This is a genomic window from Streptomyces sp. NPDC034049, assembly GCF_055575575.1.
Genome location: NZ_JBVISJ010000009.1, coordinates 25362 through 47276 on the forward strand (window position 1 = coordinate 25362; position 21915 = coordinate 47276).

Here is a 21915-nt window from a genome sequence, read left to right on the forward strand (position 1 = left end):
ACCGAAGAGACCGAGACATGACCAGTACCGAAGCGAGCCGTGTCGACGCCGGTACCGACGCGAGCCGTGACGCCGGCTCCGGCGCGAGCGAGGGCGCCGACAGTGGTATGACCACGGGCATGACCACCGAATTCACCACCCGCATCACCGAGGCGGTCGTCGCCAGCCTCGACGGCACGGCCGATCCGCGCCTGCGCGAGCTGCTGAGCGCCCTCACCCGTCACCTCCACGCCTTCGTCCGCGAGACCGAGCCCACGACGGCGGAGTGGGAGCGGGCGATCGCCTTCCTCACGGCGACCGGGCAGGCGTGCACGGACACTCGGCAGGAGTTCGTCCTCCTGTCGGACGTCCTCGGTGTCTCGATGCTCGTCGAGACGATCAACAGCGACGACCGCGCGGGCGCGACGGAGTCGACGGTCCTCGGCCCGTTCCACATGACCGAGTCCCCGGCCCGCGCGCTCGGCGCCGACATCGACCTGGTCGGCGGCGGCGAACCGTGCGTGATCAGCGGACGGGTGCTCTCCGGCGACGGCACCCCGCTGCCCGGCGCGATCCTCGACGTCTGGCAGGCGAACGCCGAGGGCTACTACGACGTCCAGCAGCCCGATGTCCAGCCGGCGGGCAACGGCCGCGGACTGTTCACGGCGGACGACGAGGGCCGCTTCTGGTTCCGCACCTGTGTGCCGAGCCCGTACCCCATCCCCACGGACGGCCCGGTTGGCGACCTCCTGCGGGCCACCGCCCGGCACCCCTACCGCCCGGCGCACATCCACTTCATCGCCTCGGCCGAGGGGCACACCCCGGTTACCACGCACATCTTCGTGGCCGGCAGCGAGCACCTCGACTCGGACGCGGTCTTCGCGGTGAAGGAGAGCCTCGTCCAGGACTTCGCGGAGACCGACGACCCGTCGCTGGCACGGCGGTTCGGCATCCCGAACCCGTTCCGCCACGCCCGCTTCGACCTCGTGCTCACCACCTCGGACGCGCCCGGCGCGCGCGCCCCGGAGGGGTCGTGACAGCGATGGAGTTCGTATACGAGGCACAGCCCGTGCGAGTCGTGATGCGCCCCGGCGCATCGGTGACGGCGGTGCCGGGGGAGGCCGAACGGCTGGAGCTGCGGCGCGTGTTGGTGGTCTGCGGGCCGAGGGGCGCGGAGACCGCGCGGGCGGTCGCGGGCGCGCTCGGCGGCGCGTGCGCCGGAGTGTTCGCGCAGGCTCGCCAGCATGTGCCCGTGGAGGTGGCCGACGAGGCCGTCCGGGCGGCACGGGCCGCCGGCGCGGACGGCTGCGTGGCGGTCGGCGGCGGCTCGGCCGTCGGACTGGGCAAGGCGATCGCGCTGCGCACCGAACTGCCGCTGATCGCCGTGCCGTCCACCTACTCCGGCTCCGAGATGACGCCGGTCTGGGGCCTGACCGAGCACGGCGTCAAGCGCACCGGCCGCGCCCCGTCGGTCCTGCCGCGCAGCGTCGTCTACGACCCCGAACTCACCCTCACTCTCCCGGCGCCCCTCTCCGTGACCAGCGGCATCAACGCCGTCGCCCACGCCGCCGAGGCACTGTACGCGCCGGACGCCTCGCCGCTGGTGTCGCTCACGGCGCAGGAGGGCGCCCGGGCGATGGCCGACGCGCTCCCCGATGTGGTGGCCGACCCCGGGGACCTGGAGGCGCGCGGCCGCGCCCTCTACGGCGCCTGGCTCTGCGGCACCGCGCTCGGCGCGACCACGATGGGCCTGCACCACAAGCTGTGCCACGTCCTGGGCGGCGCCTTCGGCCTCCCGCACGCCGAGACCCACACGGTCGTCCTCCCGTACGCCCTCGCCTACAACGCCCCGGCCGCGCCCGAGGCCATGGCGGCGCTCGCCCGAGCACTCACCACCGACGACGCCGCCCGGGCCCTGTGGGACCTCTCGGGCCGCCTCGGAGCCCCCCGCTCCCTGGCGGAACTCGGCCTGAACGAAGCCGACTTGGCGACGGCGGCGGCCCAGGTGACAGCACAGGCGTACGCCAACCCGCGCCCGATCACCACGGCGGACGCCCTGGAAATCCTGAGAGCGGCACACACCGGCGCCCGACCACCGGTGTGGACCTGACGCCTCCCGCGTGACCCGGCACGACCACCGACGCGGTCGTACGACAGGAACGCACGACGCGACCCACGACGAGCGGGCGCCGTGTTCCCGGTACCGGACGGCGCGGGTGCCGTCCTGCACGAGGCGCTGGACCCCGTGAACCAGCCACACCACCCACCTCGGCACCGTCGACGGCGGCTATGGCGAGGACTCCGCTGCCCCGCCCTCGTCACGTCCGAACTCGACCGCGAGGACTGCACCCCGAACCGGGCGCTCCATGCCCGCCCGGGGCATCGCCGTCCGCGCGATATCTGTCCACATTTCGAACCAACGAGGGGCCGCATTCCACTTTCCGGTTGCGGAGAGCCATTCGGTGTCACCCGCGGTGGAAAACACGGCGGCCATGCACGGTAATTCGGCCAGGATGGCAAAGAAGGAGGCTCATCCCGTCCCGCTGCCGCCGTATGCGGGGGCCGGTTGACACGAACTGTCTTGTGGACGTGCGAAGAGCACTGACAGAGCATGGACAGGGAATACATCCGGGCGGGGCACTTCTCCGCACCCAGCGGCTCTCAGGGAGGCAGCAAGGCATGGACGCGCCTCGGAACAGCCACGACAGCACACGACTGGTCGACATCTCCGCGATGCCGTCCCGTCGGCTGAAGGCAGTGGCCCGGAAGGACACGGTGCTGGGGCACACCGTGCGCCGCCACCTCGAGGAACGGGACGGTGTGCCGAGGACGACCGACATCGTCTTCGACAGTGCGCTGTGATGATGCCGGAGGCCGAGTCCGGGGGCTTACCCGCAGTCCCTTTTCGGCAGTTCCTGCTGAAGATACACAGTTTGTGCAATCTGGCCTGCGACTACTGCTATGTGTATTTCGCGGCCGACCAGAGCTGGCGCGGACGGCCCGCGGCGATGTCCCTCGACATCGTGCGGCGGACCGTGGACCGGATAGCCGAACACGCCCGGGAGCACCGGCTTCCCATGGTGCGGATCATTCTTCACGGGGGAGAACCGCTGCTCGTCGGCAAGGCGCATCTCGCAGAGATGCTCGCCGTCATCGCCGAGCGGCTGGCCGGAGTGGTGGAGGTGCGCTGCTCGATGCAGTCGAACGGCACCCTCCTGGACGAGGACTTCCTCGCGCTGCTGCGCCGTCACCGGGTGGGCGTGGCCGTCAGCCTCGACGGTTCGCCCGCGGCGCACGACCGGCACCGCCGGTCCGTGAACGGCCGCCCCAGCCACGCTCGGGTCGCCGCCGCGCTGCGTCTGCTGAACCAGCCTCGCAACAGAGAACTGTTCAGAGGGCTTTTGTGCACCGTCGACCTGGCCAAGGATCCTGTCGAGACGTACGAGGCGCTGCTGGAATTCGACACCCCCCGTGTCGACTTCCTGCTGCCGCACGGCACCTGGGAGCATCCACCGCCGGGACTGGAACACCGGCACGCCCCGCCGGCCGGCCCTCCGCTCCTCCCGCCGTCGGACGAGCCGACACCGTATGCGACGTGGCTCGTCTCCGCGTTCGATCGTTGGTTCGACGCCCCGCGCAAGGAGACCCGGGTGCGGATGTTCGAGGAGGTCATGTCCGGAGTTCTGGGCGGTGCCGTGAACGCGGAGGCGCTGGGGCTCGCGCCCGTGGACCTAGTGGTCGTCGAAGCCGACGGGACGCTGGAGCACTCCGACTCGCTGAAGGTGGTCGCGGAGGGCGCCCCCGCCACCGGCTTCGACGTCTTCCGGAACTCCTTCTCCGACGCGCTGGCGACGCCGACCCTGCGCAGCAGACAGGCCGGCCTCCTCGGCCTCGGCCCCGTCTGCCGCGCCTGCGAGCTGGCCCGGATCTGCGGCGGGGGCCTGTACGCGCACCGACACCACCCCGTCACGGGCTTCGACACCCCGTCGGTCTACTGCTTCGACCTCGCCGCCTTCATCACGCACGTCGGCTCCCGGGTCCGCGCCGAGCTGGCACAGCTCGCGGACATTCCCCCCGAGCGTCCGTCAGCCCTCCCCTGAGCCGGAGCGCGACTCAGGGCGCACGCGCGACGGCCGTGCAGCATTCCGCGAACAAGCACACAGTGAACGGGAGTTGGACGCGGACATCGGGGGAAGCATGGATTCGGGTCCTGCCGGAAAGGGGCCTGTCCGGCCGGACAGGGGTATCGTTCACTGTCTCGGCACGACTCAACCAAGGCTATGGCTGAGGGGTACCGGTTGGGGGGTGAGGAGGTGTGGGAGGCGACCGAACCGCGTGCACTTCCGCCGGTGTCGGCCACCTTCCGAGGCGCGAGAATCCATCCACCCCACGATAGGGACCCCGCGAACGCGGCACGTCGGGGGCTCCTTGGAACCGTATTTCTTCCTGAGCTATGCGCGCAGGCGCGGACCCAGGGTCCTCGTCAAGCGCTTTTACGACGACCTGTGCGCCGAATTGCGCCAAGAACTACGGCGATTACACAAGGGCAATGCCGTGCCCTTCGATCGCCCGTTTCTCGACGTGCAGTCGATCCAGGTGGGGCAGGACTGGAACGCGGCCCTCGGCGAAGCCCTGGGGCACTGCCGCACCATGCTCGCCCTGTACACACCCGACTACTTCCGAAGCGACTTCTGCGGCCGCGAGTGGAAGGCATTCGAGGACCGGCAGCGCAGCCACAGAGAAGTCACGGGAGTGGACGCCAAGGCGCTCATCCCCGTGCTGTGGGAACCGGTGCCGAGCATTCCGTCGGGCGCGGCCCACATCCAGTACGACAACCTCGACTTCGGCGAGAACTACGCCCAATGGGGCCTGCGCCGCATTCTGATCGCGGACCCGGGCGGCGAGGAGTACCGCCGCATCGTCAACCTCATCGCGCGTCAGATCCTGGTCGCCGCCGAACACTTCCGCATACGGCCCGTCAGCGGCCTGGACCTCAACGGCCCGGAATCCGCCGGCCCTTTCCCCTCCGCCACCGAACGCGCGGAACCGGGCAGCCACGCCCTGCTGCTCGTCGCCGCCCGGACCTCGGCGAAGGCCCACGACAGGGGCACCGACCCGGGGTGCCACGGGGAGAGCCCGACGGACTGGAACCCCTACCACGCCGAATCCCCGGAACCGCTGGCCGAGAGAGCGAGCCTGCTGCTGGAGGAGCGTGGTTACACGGTACGCACCGAGATCGTCTCGGACGCGCTGGGCGCCACCCTGGACGAGGCGCGCGGACAGGGGCAGGTCGCGGTCCTCCTGGTGGAGGCCTCGGCCGCCGCGGACGAACCGTTCGGCAGAGCGCTGCGCGCCTACGACCGCGGCAATCATCCGGGCAGCGCGGCCATCGTTCCGTGCGATCCGGACGAAGCGGGTGACGGACCTCGGAGCAAAACCTATTGGGAGGCGGTCCGGGGCGCCCTTCCGTTCAACTGGGCGAAGGGGGCGGGAGATCCCCTGCCCCTGCTCCAGTCGGGGATCGGTTCGGACCAGTTCGACGGCGCGCTCCACGCGGTGGTCGCGAAGGCGCAGAACCATCTGGTCTCCTTCCTCGAAATCCTCAAGATCAACTCTCTGGAGATGTCCCAGGTCCCATCCGTCTCGCTCCCCCTCCTGACCACCGTGGCCGCACCGCGCCGCCGTACCGGGCTGGCGCCCCCGCTCGCCGCGCGCGACTCCTCCACACCGATGCCCTTTGAGAAGGAGCAGGAAGATGACCCATGACGACCGCGGCCAGGGCACCATCATCACCTTCTACTCCTTCAAGGGCGGCACGGGCCGCACCATGGCGTTGGTCAACACCGCCTGGATCCTGGCCAGCAACGGCCTGCGGGTACTCGTCGTGGACTGGGACCTGGAGGCCCCGGGACTGCACACCTACCTCCAGCCCCTGCTGGCCGACCCCGAACTCACCGAGAGCGCCGGCGTGATCGAGATGGTCAGCGACTTCGCCCGGCACGCGGTGGCACCGAGGGTGGGCTCGGGTGTGGACGGCGGACCGGCCGGACCGGCCCGTCCGAACGGCGGCGGCCTCTCCGAGGAGCCGGACCACCGGGAACGAGCCCGTGTCGACCGGTATGCCGTCGGCACGGAACTACGGCTGCCACCGGGCGGAAAACTGGACCTGCTGCCCGCGGGTGTGCAGGACCCCGACACCTACGCGGTCACCGTCAGCACCTTCGACTGGGGCACGTTCTACCGCATGGGCGGCGCCGACTTCCTCACCGCGCTCCGCGAGGACATGGCCGCCCGATACGACTACGTCCTGATCGACAGCCGGACCGGCCTCAGCGACACCGCGAGCATCTGCACGGTCGTCATGCCGGACATCGTGGTGGACTGCTTCACCCTCAGCCGTCAGGGCGTCAACGGCGCGGCCCACGTCGCCCGCTCGATCCGCCGGGTCTCGCACACCCAGCGCGACATCCGCATCGTCCCCGTCCCCATGCGTGTCGAGGACGCCGGCCGCGACCGTCTGGAGGCCGGCCGCTACCAGGCACGCAGCCTCTTCGCGCCCTTCTTGGACTGGGTGCCGCCCGAGGAGCAGGACCAGTACTGGAGCAGTGTCGAGATCCCGTACAAACCCAGCTACGCGTACGAGGAGATCCCCGCGACCGTCGGAGAGCGCCGCCAGGACGGCACCCTGCTGGCCGCGTTCGAACGGCTGACCGCCCGGCTCACCGACAACCGGGTGACCCGGTTGAGCAACATGCCGGAGCCGTACCGCCAGACCCTGCGCGCGGAGTACGAGCGGACCTCCCCGATCATGCGCAAGGACTTCTACGTCAGCTACGCCGCCACCGACCGGCTGTGGGCCGACTGGACCGTCACCGTGCTGCGCGCGGCCGGCTACGAGGCGACGCTCGCCCCGATAGAGGCGGACGACGTCACGGGCGCCCCCGCCACGCCCACGGGCCTCGACCGCACGCTCGCCGGCGAGGGACGCATGGTCGTGCTGCTCTCCCCGCAGTACACCGCCCTGCCGCACGCACGGGAGATCTGGCAGCGGACCAGCCGCAGGGACCCGTCCGGACAGATCGGCATGATGGTCCCCCTCCGGGTCGACGATTCACCACCACCGGCGGAATTCGCGCCTCTTTCGGCGGTCAGCCTTGCGGGTGTCACCGCCGAGGAGGCCGTGGCCCGTCTGCTGACCACCGTGGACCGTGCCGGCTCGGTCGAGCCGGGGTCCCGTCCCGCCGCCGTCGGACTGGCTGCCGCGGCCCGCCTTCCCGGCACTCCGCCGCAGGTCATCGGGGGGCGACCGCAGCGCAACGCCGTCTTCACCGGCCGCCGGGCACTCATCGAACGACTGCGCGACAGCCTGCTCTCGGGCACCACCGCCGTCCTGCCGCAGGCACTCTACGGACTGGGCGGCGTGGGCAAGACGCAGCTCGCGCTGGAGTACGCGTACCGCTTCGAGTCGGACTACGATCTCGTCTGGTGGATCAACGCCGCAGAGCCGACGCAGATCCGCCAGGACCTGAACACGCTGGCCGGGCATCTCGGTGTGCCCCTTGGTGGCAAGGACTTGACGGCCGTATGCAACGAGGTCTTGGACAAGCTGCGTCGCGGCACCCCCCACGCGCGTTGGCTGCTCGTGTACGACAACGCCGAGAAGCCGGCCGACCTGGACGGCCTGGTTCCGGTCAGTGGGCCCGGTCACCACATCCTCATCACCTCGCGGAATCCCGCCTGGGCCGAACGCGCCGCGCGCATCGAGGTGGACCTCTTCACCCGTGAGGAGAGCGTCGCACTGCTGCGCCGCTACAACCAGGCACTCGAGCCCGTGGAGGCCGCTCGGGTGGCTGAGGAACTCGGGGACTTCCCGCTGGCCGTGAGCCTCGCCGCCGCCTCGCTCCAGGAGTCGGCGATGCCCGTGGACACCTATGTGGAGATGCTCCGTACCCAGATGACCGACATCCTGCGCAGCCAGTCCGCCCCCGACTACCCCACGTCGGCCGCGGCCAGCTGGTCACTCGATCGACTGAAGACCCGGACCCCCGCGGCGGCCGCCCTGCTCCAGCTGTGTGCCTTCTTCGGACCGGATCCGATCCCACGGGACATGCTCAGCAGCCGCCCGGCACTCGAACTGCTCGAAGGCCACGACCCCAGCCTCTCCGACCCCCTGCTGATGAGCAGGCTCTACGGAGAGATCGTCCGCAACGGACTCGCCCAGGTCGACCAGCGGACCGACACGCTGACCCTGCACCGCCTGATCCAACGTGTGCTGCGGGACCAGCTCACCACCGACGAGCAGAACGCCATGCGGGAACGGGCCCAGGCAGTGCTGGGCCAGGCCAACCCCAAGGACCCCGACGAGTCCGACAACTGGCGGCGCTACGCCACCCTGCTTCCGCACCTGTGGCCCACGAAGGCCCAGGAGAGCGACAACCTCCCGGTGCGGCAGTGGATCTGCGACACCGTCCGGTACCTGTGGCGCAGCGGCGACGCCGACACCGCCGACAGCACCGCCGAACGCGTCCTCGTCAGCTGGCTGCCCCGCTTCGGCGAGGACGACGCGCTCGTCCTGCGGCTGCGCACCGAACTGGGCAACGCGCTCCGTGACCAGGGCCGCCTGCCCGAGGCGTACGACGTCACCCGTGACGTCTACGAGCGCGGCAGCCGGATCCTCGGCGGCGACCACCCCTACACCCTCGGCGCGGCCATGAGCCTCGGCTCCGACCTGCGCGGTGTCGGCAGGTACGCCGACGCCATGGAGAGCGACCGGGAGACCCTGCGGCGGACCCGGCGCATCTTCGGCGACAGCCACCAGCGCACTCTCCAGGCGGCCAACAACCTCGCCGTGTCCGAGTTCCTGTCCGGCAATCGGCAGGCAGCCCGTGACACCAACCGGGAGATCCTCAAACAGCGCCGGGAGATCTTCGGACCCGACCAGCGCTCCACCCTCAACTCCGCGACGAACTACGCGCGCGACCTCCGTGCCGCCGGGTTGTTCCGGGACGCGCTCAAGCTCATCGAGGACACCCTGAAGCGCAGCCGGCGCGCGCTGGGCCCGGACCACCTGATCACCTTCCGGGCCTCCCTCGGCGCCGCGATCCTCTACCGCAGGCAGGGTGAGTACGAGAAGGCGTACTCGGCGACCAGCGACACCTACGAGCAGGCCCTCAAACAGCTGGGGCACGACCACCCCGACACCCTGGCCGTCGCCACCAACCTCAGCGCCGACCTGTACGACCGGGGGGAATCGGTTCGGGGCCGAGAGCTGGCCAAGGACACCCTCGACCGTTACCAGCGCCGCTTCGGCCCGGACCATGTCTTCACGCTCGCCTGCGCCACGAACCTGGCCGTACTGCTGCGGCTGACCGGTGAGCCGGAGGCGGCGCTGGAACTGTCGACCCGCACCCTCGACCGATTCCGCCGACTCCTCGGGCCGCGCCACCCCTACACCCTCACCTGCATGCTGAACCACGCCACGGACCTGTCCGAGAACGGCGAGCACACGAAGGCGATCAGGGTGGGCCGCGAAGCGCACGAAGGACTCAACGCGGTGCTCGGACCCGACCACTACCTCGCCGTCGCGGGTGCCTCGAACCTGGCGGCGGAACTGCGCCGCGACGACTCGGACGAGGCCGAGCGGTTGCACGAGGAAGCCGCCCGCCTCCACGACGAGGCGGAGCGGCGGGCCCGCGAGAGCGGGGAACTCGGCGGTGACCACCCGATGACCCGGGCGGTCACCCGCTGGCAGCCCATCGACGCGGACATCGAGCCGCCCGTCACCTGACGGCCGACGGCACGAAAAGGATCGAGGACAACGGCGACCGTGGCCCTGCGGGCGGCGACCCGCCCGCAGGGTCGCCGCCCGCCGCCCCGGGCCGGTCGTCGGGCGTTCACTCGGTGGTCGCCCATATGTCTGAGGACGGCGGGGGCAGGGTAGAAGCACGATGCCGTCGATGCGGTGCGGCACGCTGGGGGGCGCCTTGGATCAGCCGTATTTCTTTCTCAGTTACGCCAGGCGGGACGACCGGGCGGCCTATGTGGGGCGGTTCTACAACGACCTGCTGCACGCCCTCGGCCTCCCGGGCACGTTGTCGGCCCGGCAACCCACCTTCCGTGACGTCGAGAACATCATGCTCGGCGACGACTGGCTGCTGGAGCTGAGCCGTGCGGTCGGTGCGTGCAAGGCGATGGTCGCGCTCTACTCGCCGGCGTACTTCCGCAGCGAGTACTGCGGCAAGGAGTGGACCCACTTCGCCGCACGGGTGAAGCGCTACCAGGACATGACCTCCGTGCAGCCGCGCGCGCTGGTCCCGGTGCTCTGGGAACCGGTGCCGCAGCGCAGGATGCCCGCCGAGGTCAGGGCGGTCCAGTACACCGAGCCCGGCCTCGGCGAGGACTACCTCAGACACGGGCTGCTGCAACTGATGCAGTCGGACCCCGGCGGACCCGCGTACCGGCACGTGGTCGAGGAGTTGGCCCGCCGGGTCCGCAGCGCGGCGGACCCCTTCAACCTGCCGATCGACGAGCCCCCGGCCTTCGACCTGTCGACGGTACAGGGCTGCTTCCCGGTCAATGAGGCGCCGGAACTCACCGGCCACGTCAGGATATTCGTCGCCGCCTGCACCAAGGAACGGCTGCCGGTGGGCCGTTCGCACACCACGTACTACGGGGAGGCGCCGTGGTTGTGGGCGCCCTACAGCCCGCCGCGCGCCCCCACCGTGGTGGAACGGGCCAGGCGGGTCATCAGCGGCGACGGACACACCACCAGCGTCGAGGCGGTGGGGCCCCAACTGATCCGCCATCTCAACCGGGCCCGCAACCTCAACCAGGCGTGTGTCCTGCTCGTGGACGCCTGGTCGGCACGCGAGGCACCGTACCGGGGGGCGCTCCTGCGCTACGACGAACTGCACCACCCGACGACCGCGGTGCTCGTGCCCTGCCACGAGCACGACAGGGAGTCGGGCACGGACAACGAGGCGCTGTGGGACGCGGTCAAGAACGTCTTCCAACGGAACTGGCTACGTCGCAACGACCCCCACGACCCCGTGTTCTGGGCCCCTGTCGACCAGCACGAGTTCGACGAGATGCTGGCCCGGGCCGTGACGGTGACCCAGAACCGCATCGCCGCCAGCGGCCGGGTCCGGCGCCTGCCGCCGGGCGCACCGCCGCCGACGATGCCCCGCCTCTGACCCGCCTCCGACCCGCCCGACCACGACTGCCCAGGAGACCGGATGAGCACCTCCAGCGCGTCGGACGGCCGAGGTCAGGTCGTCACCTTCTACTCGTTCAAGGGCGGCGTCGGCCGCACGATGGCCCTGGCGAACGTGGCCTGGATCCTGGCCAGCCGGGGCAAGCGCGTCCTCGCCGTCGACTGGGACCTGGAGGCCCCGGGCCTGCACAGCTACTTCCACCCCCTGCTCACCGACCCCGAACTGCGCGACACCGACGGGCTCATCGACCTGCTGCGCGCCTACCAGCAGGCGGTGCTCCTGCCCGGCCGTGAGGAGGCCCCGGAGGACGACGGCTGGTTCCGCAGGACACTGGACCTCAGGCCGTACGTCGTCGGGCTCGACCTCAAGTTCGCGAGCGGCGGACGGCTGGACTTCATGCCCGCAGGGCGGCAGAACGCCGCCTATTCGGACTCGGTGACCTCCTTCGACTGGCACGCGTTCTACGAACGACTCGGCGGCGGATCGTTCCTGCTGGAGATGCGCGAGGAGATGGCCGCCCGCTACGACTACGTCCTGATCGACAGCCGCACCGGTGTCACCGACAGCTCGGGCATCTGTACGGTCCTGCTCCCCGACACCCTCGTCCTCGGCTTCGTCTACAACGTGCAGAACATGCGCGGCTCCGCGCACGTCGCCCGCGCCGTGACGAGGGGCTCGCGCCGGCCGATCCGGCTGCTGCCGGTGCCCATGCGGGTCGAGGACGCGGAGCGGGAGCGACTGGAGATCAGCCGCGACCGCGCCCGGGAGGTCTTCGGCGGCCATCTGACGTGGCTGGACGAGGGGAGCGTCGAACGCTACTGGGGCGACGTGGAGATCCCGTACAAGACGTTCTACGCGTACGAGGAGATCGTCGCGCCCGTGGGCGACCGGCCCTTGCAGGAGGGCACGGTCCTCAAGGCCTGTGAACGGCTCACGGACTGGCTCACCGACGGCGAGGTCCGGCGGGGCGTTCCACTGCCCGATGAGGAGCGACAGCGGCTGCTCACCGCCTATATGAACAAGAGCAGGGCCATCAGCGCCTGTCTCTTCGTCAGTTACGCGCCCGAGGACCGGATCTGGGCGGAGTGGGCCGCCTGGCATCTGGAATCCGCCGGGTTCCGCGTCACACTGCACGACGTCACCGCCACCCGGCCCGGCGAGACCGCCCCGGAGGTGGTGCTCGCCCTGGCGGAGGAGGGCAGAGTCCTCGCACTGCTGTCCGAGGAGTACGCGGCGGTGCCGCAGTCGGCCGCGCTCTGGCGGGCACTGACCGGCAGGGAACGCGCCCTGGCCCCCGAGCTGATCGCCGTCCGGATCCATGGTGGCGAACGGGCCCTGGAGCCGCCCTTCGACCTCGCCGCCGCTCCCAGCATCGCCCACCTCACCCCGGTGAACGCCGTACGACGCCTGCGGCAGAGCGTCGGCCCGCCGCCCTCGGCGCCCACCCCGGCGCGCGGCGCACCCACGCTGCTGACTCCGGAACCCCCGCGCTACCCGGGCACGAACCCCTCCGTCGAGTCGCTGCCGCCGCGCAACGGCGGCTTCACCGGCCGGAACGCCTTGCTGCACGAGGTGCGCGACCGGCTCACCTCGGCGGAGAACTGCACGCCGCAGGTCCTCGTCGGCCTCGGCGGGGTCGGCAAGACGCAGACGGCACTGGAGTACACGTACCGATTCCGTGGCTCCTACGACGTGGTCTGGTGGGTCCCGGCCGCGGAACCCACGGTCATCGCCAGTGAGTTGGCGCGGCTCGCGCCCGGACTCGGCATCGAGCAGGGCGAGGACACCGCGCTCACCGCCCAACGCGTCCTCAGGGCCCTGGCCGGCGGGACCCCGTACCGCAACTGGCTGATCGTCTTCGACAGTGCGGGCTCACCGGCGGAGACGGCAGAGTGGCTGCCCGCCGAGACCTCGCAGGGCGGCCATGTGATCGTCACCTCCCGCGACCGCACCTGGGAGGAGGCGGGCAACGTACTGCCGGTCGAGGTGTTCAGCCGGTCCGAGAGCGTGACGCTCCTGGGGCGGCACAATCCGGGCCTCGACCCGGACAGCACTCAGCAGATCGCCCACGAACTCGGCGATCTCCCGCTCGCCGTCCACCAGGCCGCCGTGTGGCTGAGCGCCACGTCCATGCCCGCCGACCGGTATCTGCGACTGCTGCGCACGCATGCGACGGAGCTGCTCAAACGCACGGAGAAACGCTCGCTGGAACTGGCCGGCTGGCTGGTGTCGTTGGAGGAGATACGCGCCAACAGCCCTGCGGCGGCGGACCTGTTGGAGATCTGTTCCTTCTTCGGCGCCGATCCCATACCGATGGATCTGCTCTACACCCGTTCCCTGATGGACGCTCTCACGCTCGGTGAGGACGAACCCCGGGACGAGGTGACCATCAGCGAGGTCTTCCAGGAGATCAACCGTTTCGGGCTGGCCCAGGCCGACCAGGAGGAGGGCACCCTCGTCGTCCACCGCCTCGTGCAGGCCGAGATCCGTCATTCGATGCCCCTGGAGCGGCGGCTGGAACTGCGCTCGGTGGTGCACGCCGTGCTGGCGGCGGGAAACCCCAAATCCCCGGGCGCCCCGGAGAGTTGGGCGCGCTATGCGCAACTCCTGCCTCATCTGTGGCCCAGCCGGGCGGCACGCAGCGACGATCCCGCGGTGCAGCAGTGGATCATCGACACGGTCCGGTGTCTCTGGCGCCGCAATCTGCTCGGCCCCGGACGGGACACCGCCGAGCGCGTCCTGGCCGAGTGGACCGAGCGACTGGGCCCGGACAGCATCCAGGTGCTGAGTCTGCGCACCCAACTCGGCAACATCCTGCGCTCGCAGGGCGCCTCCCGCGATGCCTGGCGCAACGATCTCGACGTCCACCGACGGCTGGCGGCCCTCGTGGGCCCGGACCGCCGCCGTACGCTCATCGCCGCCGCCAATGTGGCCGCCGATCTCAACGCCCTGGGCCGGTACGCGGAGGCACGGGAATGGGACCGCGCCACCTACCGGGCGAGCAAGGCGGCCTGGCCCCCCGACGATCTGCGCCTGTCCATGCACGCGAGCAATCTCGGCGTCTCCGAATATCTGTGCGGAGACCGGCGTGCGGCCCTGGAGATCCACCGGCGCGTCTACCGCGACCGGTTGGACCTCAAGGGCCCCACGGACATCTACACCCTCAGCGCGGCCTCCAACTACGCACGCGACCTCCGCGAGACCGGCGACCTCCGAGCGGCCCTCGTCCTCCTGGAGGAGACCTGCCAGTTGCTGTGGGAACGGCTCGGCCCCCGGCACGCCCAGACCCTGTCGACCCAGCGCAACCACGCGGTGGCGCTGCGCAGGTCCGGCCGCTACGAGGAGGCCCGCGAACTCGTCGCGTCCGTCCATCTGATGTATGCGGAGGACCGCGGACCCGACCACCCGGACACCCTGGCCGCCCGGGCCGACCTGGCCAATGTGCTCGCGGCGCTCGGCGAGGTCGACAGAGCCCGTGACCACGCCGATCACATTCTGGCCCGCCAGCGGCAGACGCTGGGGGAGTCGCACCCCTACACGCTGGGCTGCCAGAACAACCTGGCGATCTATCTGAGGCTCGGCGGTCACGCCGCAGCCGCCCGCGCCACCTCGGAACGCGCTCTCCGGGCACTGACGGACACCCTCGGCGAACGGCACCCCTACACCCTGGACGCGATGATCAACTACGCCAACTGTCTGGTCGACACGGGCGAGACGGAGGCGGCCATCGCCCTCGAACGTGAGGCGCTCACCGGGGTGTTGGAGACCTTGGGAGCCGATCACTACGACGTCATCACCCTGCGTTCCAACCTGTCGGTCGATCTCGCGGGGGTGGGCGTGACGGAGGAATCGGAGGAGCACTACAGTGGGGCCCTGCAACTCGCCGCCCAGACCCTGGGTGTGGACCACCCGACCTACGAGGCGGTGGACAGCGGGGTGCGGCTGGACGCGGACATCGAGCCACCCTTCACTTTCTGATTCCGCGCTCGGAGAGCAGTGTGTGCCCTTACCGGAGGGGCGAGGTTCTCTTTACGGCACTTTGTGATGATTCTTGCCGTTTTCCTTTGTTTCGCTGCTATTCTCCGCTCACCGCCGCAGGTGTCTCCCACCGGGCGGACGCCCCCGTCTCAGCATGGCCCCTAGGAGTGCGGTGTCACCCTTCTTGTCCCCGCCGGAGCTGTCCGCGGGCCGCGCCTCTTCCAGCGCGGGCCCGATCGGGCCCGCCGAGGACTGTCCCGATACCGTTCCCGAGAGCAGCGCCCTCGGTCACGTGTTGCGCCGCCTCGCACGGGAGGCCGCGCATCCGGAACTCCCGCACCTGGCCGAGTTCGAGTCCTCGCTCGAGTGCGAAACGCCGATGTAGTGACCTTGCCGCCGGTCCAGCCGACTCCCGTGTCCCTGCGCCAGTTCATCCTCAAGGTGCACAGCCGCTGCAACCTGGACTGCGACTACTGCTACGTCTACCACTCCGCCGACACCAGCTGGCAGGTCAAACCCCGGGTGATGGACCTGGCCGTCGCCCGGCAGGTGGCGCGGCGAATCGCCGAGCACGCCGTGGCTCATCGGCTGCCCGACGTGCGGGTCGTGCTGCACGGTGGGGAACCGCTCTTGCTCGGGGCCGGACGACTCGGGGAACTGCTCGGGGTCTTCGAGCGGGGACTGGCGGAGGCCGAGGTGCCCGTCCGCTTCTCCTTGCAGACCAACGGCGTGCTGCTCACCCCCGACATCCTGGACGTGCTGCGGCGGCACCGGGTCGGTGTCAGCGTCAGCCTCGACGGCACGCGCGCCGGCCACGACCGGCATCGGCGGTTCCCCGGCGGCCGGGGGAGCCGCGGGCGGGTGAGGGAGGGCCGGGGGAGTCACGGGCGGGTGCTGGTGGGACTCGCTCGGCTGGCCGCTCCCGAGTACCGGCACCTGTACGCCGGTCTGCTGTGCACGATCGACCTGGCCAACGACCCGGTCGAGACCTACGAGGCCCTCCTCGCCTCGCGCCCCGCGCGCATCGATCTCCTTCTGCCGCACGGCACTTGGGAGACCCCGCCCCCCGGGCTCGCCGATCGTCGACGGCGCATGCCCGCCGTCCCGCCGTCGGCCGACCGGGACGCGACGGCCCCCACGGGCGACACTCCCTACGCCGACTGGTTGCGGCGCGTGTTCGACCGCTGGTACGACGCACCCGTACGGGAGACCGGCATCCGGCTCTTCGAAGAGCTGATGGCCGGCGTCCTCGGGGGCTCGATGCGCACCGAATCCGTCGGCCTGGCCCCGGCGACACTGGCCGTGATCGAGACCGACGGCTCCATCGAGCAGTCCGACTCCCTCAAGGTCGCCTACGAAGGGGCGCCGGAGACCGGGCTCGACGTGTTCCACCACAGCTTCGACGACGTCCTGGACGAGCCGCTGGTCCGTCAGCGGCAGTCGGGCGCCGACGGGCTCGGACCCACCTGCGGACGGTGCCCCCTGCTCGCCGTGTGCGGAGGCGGCCTCTTCGCCCACCGGTACGCCCCCGGCAGCGGCTTCCGCAACCCGTCCGTGTACTGCGCCGACCTGGCCGCCCTGATCCTGCACATCCGGGCCCGTGTCCGGGCCGACCTCGCCGGGACACCGCGGCGCCTGCCCGAACTCGACGTCAGGGGCACGTAGGGTAGGGTTTACCTGCGCGTTCACACGACATTCCGTGCGAGCGCGACGGGACGTGGCGCAGCTTGGTAGCGCACTTGACTGGGGGTCAAGGGGTCGCAGGTTCAAATCCTGTCGTCCCGACTTGCTGAACAGCAGGTCGAAGCCGTACCGGTGTGAACCGGTACGGCTTTCTCCGTTCAGGACGACTTCGACTTCCTGTACGCGCGCTCGCAGTACGGCCAGTCGTCGAAGTTCCCCGCGCGCTTCCACAGACGGTGGGCCGCCTGGATGTTCCACTCCGGTTCCAGGGCCTTGCGCGGGGTGCCGCCGAGTTCGCGCAGCCGGGTGTCGGAGATCTGGAAGACACCCCAGTTCCTGGTGCCGTTGGTGTTCGGCAGGATGTGGAGAGGGTCGAGGAAGGACTGGCAGTCGGCGATCGCGACCGCGTGGTCGGGATCCTCCGCGAACACCTGGCGGACGCGCTGTCGCACCTTGCCCGGCGACCAGCTCCGTATCCGTTCCTTCGGCTCGTAGAGCGCCCGCTTCGTCTCGTTGCCGACCACGCCGTCCGGATCGAGCCCGTGCAGCACCTGGAAGGCGGTGACGCGGCGCAGGGTCTGCGGTCCGAAGGAACTGTCCACGGAGATGTCCGCGCCGGCCTTGGCGAGCAGTCGCTGCACCTCCTTCACACAGGTGTCGTGCTGCCCCATCCCGACCGGCTCCGCGCACGCGGCGGAGAACAGCAGCCGCCCGTCGTCCGCGCCCTCGGCCGCGGCCTGCTGACGGGGCGCCAGCGTCATCCAGATCCCGCCGGCCACCACAAGCAGAAGACACAAGCCGAGGAGGGGCAGCGCCCGTCGACGCCAGGGGTTGCCCGCCGCCACGGCCACGGCCATGGTCCCGGCCGCCGACGGCACGGGTTCCGTCGCCGTCGCCGCCACCGCCGTAGGCACGGGTTCCGCGCCGTCCGGACTCGCGGTGGTGGGCTCAGCGGCTTTCGGAGCCTGCCCCTCCGCTGCCCCCACCGCTGCCGCTTCCTCTCCCCCTTCTGCTTCCCCCTCCGCTTCCCCCTTTGCCTTCTCTTGCGCGGTTCCCTTCCCCCCGCCTGCGCCCTCGTCGGTCATCCGGCTCATGTCGGCCACGGCCCAGAGCCGGTGCAGCTCGCGCAGTTCGGTCGGGGAGGCTCCGCAGATCAGCGCGAAGCGGTGGACGGGGCCGTAGTCCGGGGGCACGTACGACCCCGAGCAGTAGCGGTGCAGGGACGATCTGCTGCTGCCGGTGCGCTGGGCGAGTGCCTCGTAACTCAGGCCGGACCGCTCCTTCAACGACCGCAGGAACGCCGCGAATCGCTCCGGATCGACGGTGGCTGTCACAAGTTACCCCTAGTAATCGGTCGGTCGGATTCGGGACCCTAGACCATTTCCACCTCGTGCGCATCTTGTGTTCGCCGTGTGCTTGTTCGGTGCACAGCCCATCGACGTCCCACCGGCGTCCCAGCGCTCGGGGAAAAGCCCAGGCAGCGCGGGGGACGGCATCCCACTCTCCCGTGACCTGCGGATTCCTTGCCGGGCCGAGTGCCCCGTCGCCAGAGTCTGCGGTGCTCACCGGGCACCGGTCCGGTGGCTCGAAGAGAGGACTCCCATGAGCTTGCGCACGCGATTCAAGCTGGCCGCCTGCACCGTCGGCGCCGTGGCCGCGGCCACCCTCGCGCTCGGGACCACGCCGGCCGCCGCGAGCGGGACGTACAGCGGGCTCGCCTACGTCTACGGGGCCGACACCTACACCGACGACTGGGGCAACGAGGGCATCCTGTCGACCGGCACCAACACCAACTCCAACGCCACCTGCCTCTGGCAGAAGATCCTCTGGGCGGACGGCTTCCTGGACTCCGCCTCGGACATCGACGGCAAGTTCGGCTCGGACACGAAGGCCGCGACCGAGGCCCTCCAGCGGTACTTCACCCTCGGCGTCGACGGTTCGGTCGGCCAGGAGACCTTCGGGCACATGGACAAGTGGCTGTACTTCGTCTCCGGCAGCACCGCCGACGGCCAGACCGCGAACTTGCGCTACGACGGGATCGTGCGCGACTTCAACCTCAGCCGCAACGCGGACGGCAACTACAGCTTCCCCGACGGCGACGGCAACACGCGGCTCGCCGGCTACAACTACCTGACCTGCACCTGATTCCACCCGGCCCCACCTCACCCGACCCGGCCCGCGGCCGAGTCACGCGTGCCCCTCGCCGGGGGAAGGGGCACGCGTGGGGCTCGGCGCGGGCCGGGTCAGCCGCCGCCGTCGAGATCGGCGCGCCTGCGCAGCACCTCCAACTCGCCGCCGACGAGGCGCATCTCGTAGAGCTTGCCCCGGGCGTTCTCGAACGGGCGGTGGACGATCATCATCAACTGCCCCTCGAACGTGCGGAACAGCATCCCGTGGCCGCTGTCCTCCCGCACCAGCGGCCGTCTTTGGTCCCACGGCCCCGTGAGGTCGCCCGAACGGGAGACCGCGTAGGTCTGGACGTAGCCGCCGCTGATGGTGCCGTCGTCGCCGGCCACGTTCTTCTCGTACGTCGACCACAGCATCAGCAGCGAGTCGTCGGGCGCCCGGTACAGCTGGGGGCCGTCGGTGATGTACGGCGCGAGCTGGTGCGGCATTCCGGCCGGGATCTGCTCGGTGAGCCAGGACGCGTCGGAGGCCTTGAAGAGGAAGACCGGATCCCCGATGGTCCGGGTCAGGTCCGGCGCCAGCCGGATCGCCTCCATGGTGCCGTCGACGGTCTGCAGCCACTCGTGCGCGTACACCATCCAGGGCTGCCCGGACGGGTCGACGTAGAGCGTGCCGTCGAGGGTCATCAGGTCCTCGGGCGGGGTGGGGCGCGTGGGGTCCACGACGGTGAAGGGGCCCGTCAGGGAGTCGGAGACGGCCGTGACGGTGCCGCGCATGTGGTTCGGCAGCGAGAAGGGCGTGCCCCAGCGGTTGGCCGGCGGCACCTTCAGCGGCTTCTTCTCGTCGTGCAGCGTGGTGAACAGGTAGTACCGGCCGTCCCAGGCGTGCACCTCCGGCGCCCACGCGCCCTCGGTCGCCCAGATCCCCTCCTGGTCGGCCGTCCGGAAGACCACCACGGGGTGGCTCCAGTGCAGCAGGTCGGTGCTGCGGTAGACCATCGTGCCGGTGCCGTCCACGCCCGAGACGCTCGAGTCGTTGGACGTGTAGAGGTGGTACGTGCGGGTCCCCTCGTCGGCGACCACGAACGGATCGTGCAGCGGCATGTCGGGAAGCCGCAGCTCGGGACGGTGCGTCGGTTCGGTCGAGGTCACGGCTGAAGAATAGTGGCCGCGAAGGGCGTTGACTTCGCGTGCGCTTCAAGTCGCAGACTCCTGTGCGAGCCCGAGAGCCGGGCGGAACGGGAGGCAACGGCATGAGGTACCGCACGATCGGAAGCGACCCCGGGACCCGTCGCGAGGTCAGTGTGCTCGCGTTGGGCGCGATGCTGTTCGGCTCGCGGACGGACGAGAAGACGTCGTTCGCGATACTCGACCGCTTTGTCGAGGCGGGCGGGAACTTCATCGACACCTCCGACAACTACGCCTTCTGGATCGACGGCGGGCAGGGCGGGCAGAGCGAGGAACTGCTCGGCCGGTGGCGGCGCAGCCGGGGCGTCGGCGACGAGATCGTCATCGCCACCAAGCTCGGCGCCCGGCCCCTGGCGCCCGGCACCGGCTATGTCGACAACGCCGAGGGTCTGTCGGCCGAGGTGATCCGGGAGTCGGCGCAGCGCAGCCGGGAACGGCTCGGCGTGGAGCGGCTCGACCTGCTCTACGCGCACATCGAGGACCGTACGGTGTCGGCGCGGGAGACCGTCGAGGGGTTCGCGGCCCTCGTCGCGGAGGGCACGGTCGGGCTGCTCGGCGTGAGCAACCACGCCGTGTGGCGGGTGGAACGGGCGCGGGCCCTCGCCGCCGCGGCCGGCCTGCCCGGCTACGAGGTGCTCCAGTACCACCACAGCTATCTGCGGCCGCGGACCGACGTCCCGGGCGACCTCTGGCCGGACGGCACCCTCGGCGCGGCCACCGCCGAACTGCTGAGCTATCTGGAGGCCGAACCCGGCCTCACCCTGGTCGCCTACTCGCCGCTGCTCAAGGGCGGTTACGTACGGCCGGAGACCCTGCCGGCGGACTACGACCACCCGGGCACCCCCGCCCGGACGAAGGTGCTCGGCGAGGTGGCGCGGGAGACCGGCGCGACCGTCAACCAGGTCGTGCTCGCCTGGCAGTTGGGAGGCCGGTTCCCGATCGTTCCGTTGACCGGGGTGTCGTCGGTGGCGCAATTGGAGGAGAACCTGGGCGCGCTGGAGCTGGAGCTGACGCCCGAGCAGCGGGTCAGGCTCGACGCCGCGAACTGAGGCGCGGGAACCCGCGCCCGGTCACGTCCGGGTGACGTTGGACGTGAGCAGCCGCAGCAACTGCTTGGTCATGGTGTGCTGTTCGGGGGACAGCCCCATGGCCTCGCCGATGTCCACGGGGACGGTCCGGGCCCGCTCCTCCAGCCGGGCGCCGGCGTCGGTGAGGCGGATGGCGACGGAGCGCTCGTCGTCCGTGCGGCGCTCGCGGCGCAGCAGGCCGCCGGCCTCCAGGCGCTTCAGGAGCGGGGAGAGGGTGCTGGACTCCAGCTGTAGCGCCGCGCCCAGGTCGCGCACGGAGATCGAGTCCTGCTCCCAGAGCGCCAGCATGACGAGGTACTGCGGATAGGTCAGGCCCAGCTCGTCGAGCAGCGGTCGGTAGCGGGCGGTGACCGCGCGCGAGGCGGCGTACAGGGCGAAGCAGAGCTGGTCGTCCAGGAGCAGGGTGTGCCCCGGTGCCGGTTCCGCCCCGGCAGCGGTCACGATCTCGCCGGCTGTGCTCACGGTGTCGCTCCTCCGTCCCGTGCCCTGCATGACGATCTCCCACCCTACCTGCGGACCCCTCCATTATGTCGGGCCCTAAATGATCGAGCAAGAAGTAATCGTGCTCATATTAGTTGTGCACGACTTAATTGCGCGCTACTGTCGTGGTGTGCCGCCGACCGGCGAACAACGCCGACCGACCCCCGCCCGCGGCACCCG

At 70.5% G+C, this 21915-nt stretch carries 14 protein-coding genes and 1 tRNA gene; 12 read left to right on the forward strand and 3 right to left on the reverse strand.

What is annotated here, in order from left to right; genetic code table 11:
• The first annotated feature begins 119 nt into the window (after positions 1 to 119).
• The 10 genes from ACZ52C_RS25095 (at position 120) to ACZ52C_RS25140 (ending at position 16955) form a co-directional block, all read left to right on the forward strand.
• Positions 120 to 1016: an intradiol ring-cleavage dioxygenase gene (locus ACZ52C_RS25095; RefSeq protein WP_469077160.1), complete on the forward strand. Its 897-nt coding sequence runs from the start codon at positions 120 to 122 to the stop codon at positions 1014 to 1016.
• Positions 1017 to 1021: 5 nt separating this feature from the next.
• A complete protein-coding gene (locus ACZ52C_RS25100) occupies positions 1022 to 2089 on the forward strand; it encodes a maleylacetate reductase (protein WP_469076853.1) in 1068 nt (355 codons plus the stop codon).
• Positions 2090 to 2658: 569 nt separating this feature from the next.
• Positions 2659 to 2841, forward strand: coding sequence for an FxSxx-COOH cyclophane-containing RiPP peptide (fxsA, locus tag ACZ52C_RS25105; protein WP_469076854.1), 183 nt, complete (start codon positions 2659 to 2661; stop codon positions 2839 to 2841).
• 71 nt (positions 2842 to 2912) lie between these two features.
• Positions 2913 to 4079 carry an FxsB family cyclophane-forming radical SAM/SPASM peptide maturase gene (locus ACZ52C_RS25110; protein ID WP_469076855.1) on the forward strand — a complete coding sequence of 389 codons (1167 nt, stop codon included), beginning with the start codon at positions 2913 to 2915 and terminating at the stop codon, positions 4077 to 4079.
• A 328-nt stretch (positions 4080 to 4407) separates the two neighbouring features.
• Positions 4408 to 5745, forward strand: a complete 1338-nt coding sequence (locus ACZ52C_RS25115; RefSeq protein WP_469076856.1) for a TIR-like protein FxsC — start codon at positions 4408 to 4410, stop codon at positions 5743 to 5745.
• The gene (gene fxsT, locus ACZ52C_RS25120) at positions 5735 to 9766 is read left to right on the forward strand and encodes an FxSxx-COOH system tetratricopeptide repeat protein (RefSeq protein WP_469076857.1); all 4032 of its coding nucleotides are present in this window, start codon (positions 5735 to 5737) and stop codon (positions 9764 to 9766) included. Before ACZ52C_RS25115 ends, fxsT (ACZ52C_RS25120) begins: the two co-directional genes overlap by 11 nt.
• A gap of 196 nt (positions 9767 to 9962) precedes the next feature.
• Positions 9963 to 11171 carry a TIR-like protein FxsC gene (locus ACZ52C_RS25125; protein WP_469076858.1) on the forward strand — a complete coding sequence of 403 codons (1209 nt, stop codon included), beginning with the start codon at positions 9963 to 9965 and terminating at the stop codon, positions 11169 to 11171.
• Positions 11172 to 11213: 42 nt separating this feature from the next.
• The gene (gene fxsT / locus ACZ52C_RS25130; protein WP_469076859.1) at positions 11214 to 15170 is read left to right on the forward strand and encodes an FxSxx-COOH system tetratricopeptide repeat protein; all 3957 of its coding nucleotides are present in this window, start codon (positions 11214 to 11216) and stop codon (positions 15168 to 15170) included.
• A gap of 414 nt (positions 15171 to 15584) precedes the next feature.
• Positions 15585 to 16835, forward strand: coding sequence for an FxsB family cyclophane-forming radical SAM/SPASM peptide maturase (locus ACZ52C_RS25135; protein ID WP_469076860.1), 1251 nt, complete (start codon positions 15585 to 15587; stop codon positions 16833 to 16835).
• Between the two features lie 46 nt (positions 16836 to 16881).
• A tRNA-Pro gene (locus ACZ52C_RS25140) sits at positions 16882 to 16955 on the forward strand.
• Between the two features lie 56 nt (positions 16956 to 17011).
• On the opposite strand, the gene ACZ52C_RS25145 is transcribed toward ACZ52C_RS25140, so the two are convergent.
• Positions 17012 to 18187 (reverse strand): helix-turn-helix domain-containing protein, encoded by a 1176-nt coding sequence (locus ACZ52C_RS25145; protein WP_469076861.1) that lies wholly within the window; start codon positions 18185 to 18187, stop codon positions 17012 to 17014.
• A gap of 268 nt (positions 18188 to 18455) precedes the next feature.
• Between ACZ52C_RS25145 and ACZ52C_RS25150 the strand changes: the two genes are divergently transcribed.
• Complete coding sequence (locus ACZ52C_RS25150) at positions 18456 to 18998, forward strand: peptidoglycan-binding domain-containing protein (protein ID WP_469076862.1); 543 nt, start codon at positions 18456 to 18458, stop codon at positions 18996 to 18998.
• Between the two features lie 98 nt (positions 18999 to 19096).
• Here the strand turns inward: ACZ52C_RS25150 and ACZ52C_RS25155 are convergent, their stop codons facing one another.
• The gene (locus ACZ52C_RS25155) at positions 19097 to 20083 is read right to left on the reverse strand and encodes a glycoside hydrolase family 43 protein (protein ID WP_469077161.1); all 987 of its coding nucleotides are present in this window, start codon (positions 20081 to 20083) and stop codon (positions 19097 to 19099) included.
• A gap of 149 nt (positions 20084 to 20232) precedes the next feature.
• On the opposite strand from ACZ52C_RS25155, the gene ACZ52C_RS25160 reads away from it, so the two are divergent.
• The gene (locus tag ACZ52C_RS25160; protein WP_469076863.1) at positions 20233 to 21216 is read left to right on the forward strand and encodes an aldo/keto reductase; all 984 of its coding nucleotides are present in this window, start codon (positions 20233 to 20235) and stop codon (positions 21214 to 21216) included.
• A 21-nt stretch (positions 21217 to 21237) separates the two neighbouring features.
• Here ACZ52C_RS25160 and ACZ52C_RS25165 read toward each other — a convergent pair whose 3' ends face one another.
• Positions 21238 to 21657, reverse strand: coding sequence for a MarR family winged helix-turn-helix transcriptional regulator (locus ACZ52C_RS25165; protein ID WP_469077162.1), 420 nt, complete (start codon positions 21655 to 21657; stop codon positions 21238 to 21240).
• Between the last annotated feature and the right edge of the window lie 258 nt (positions 21658 to 21915).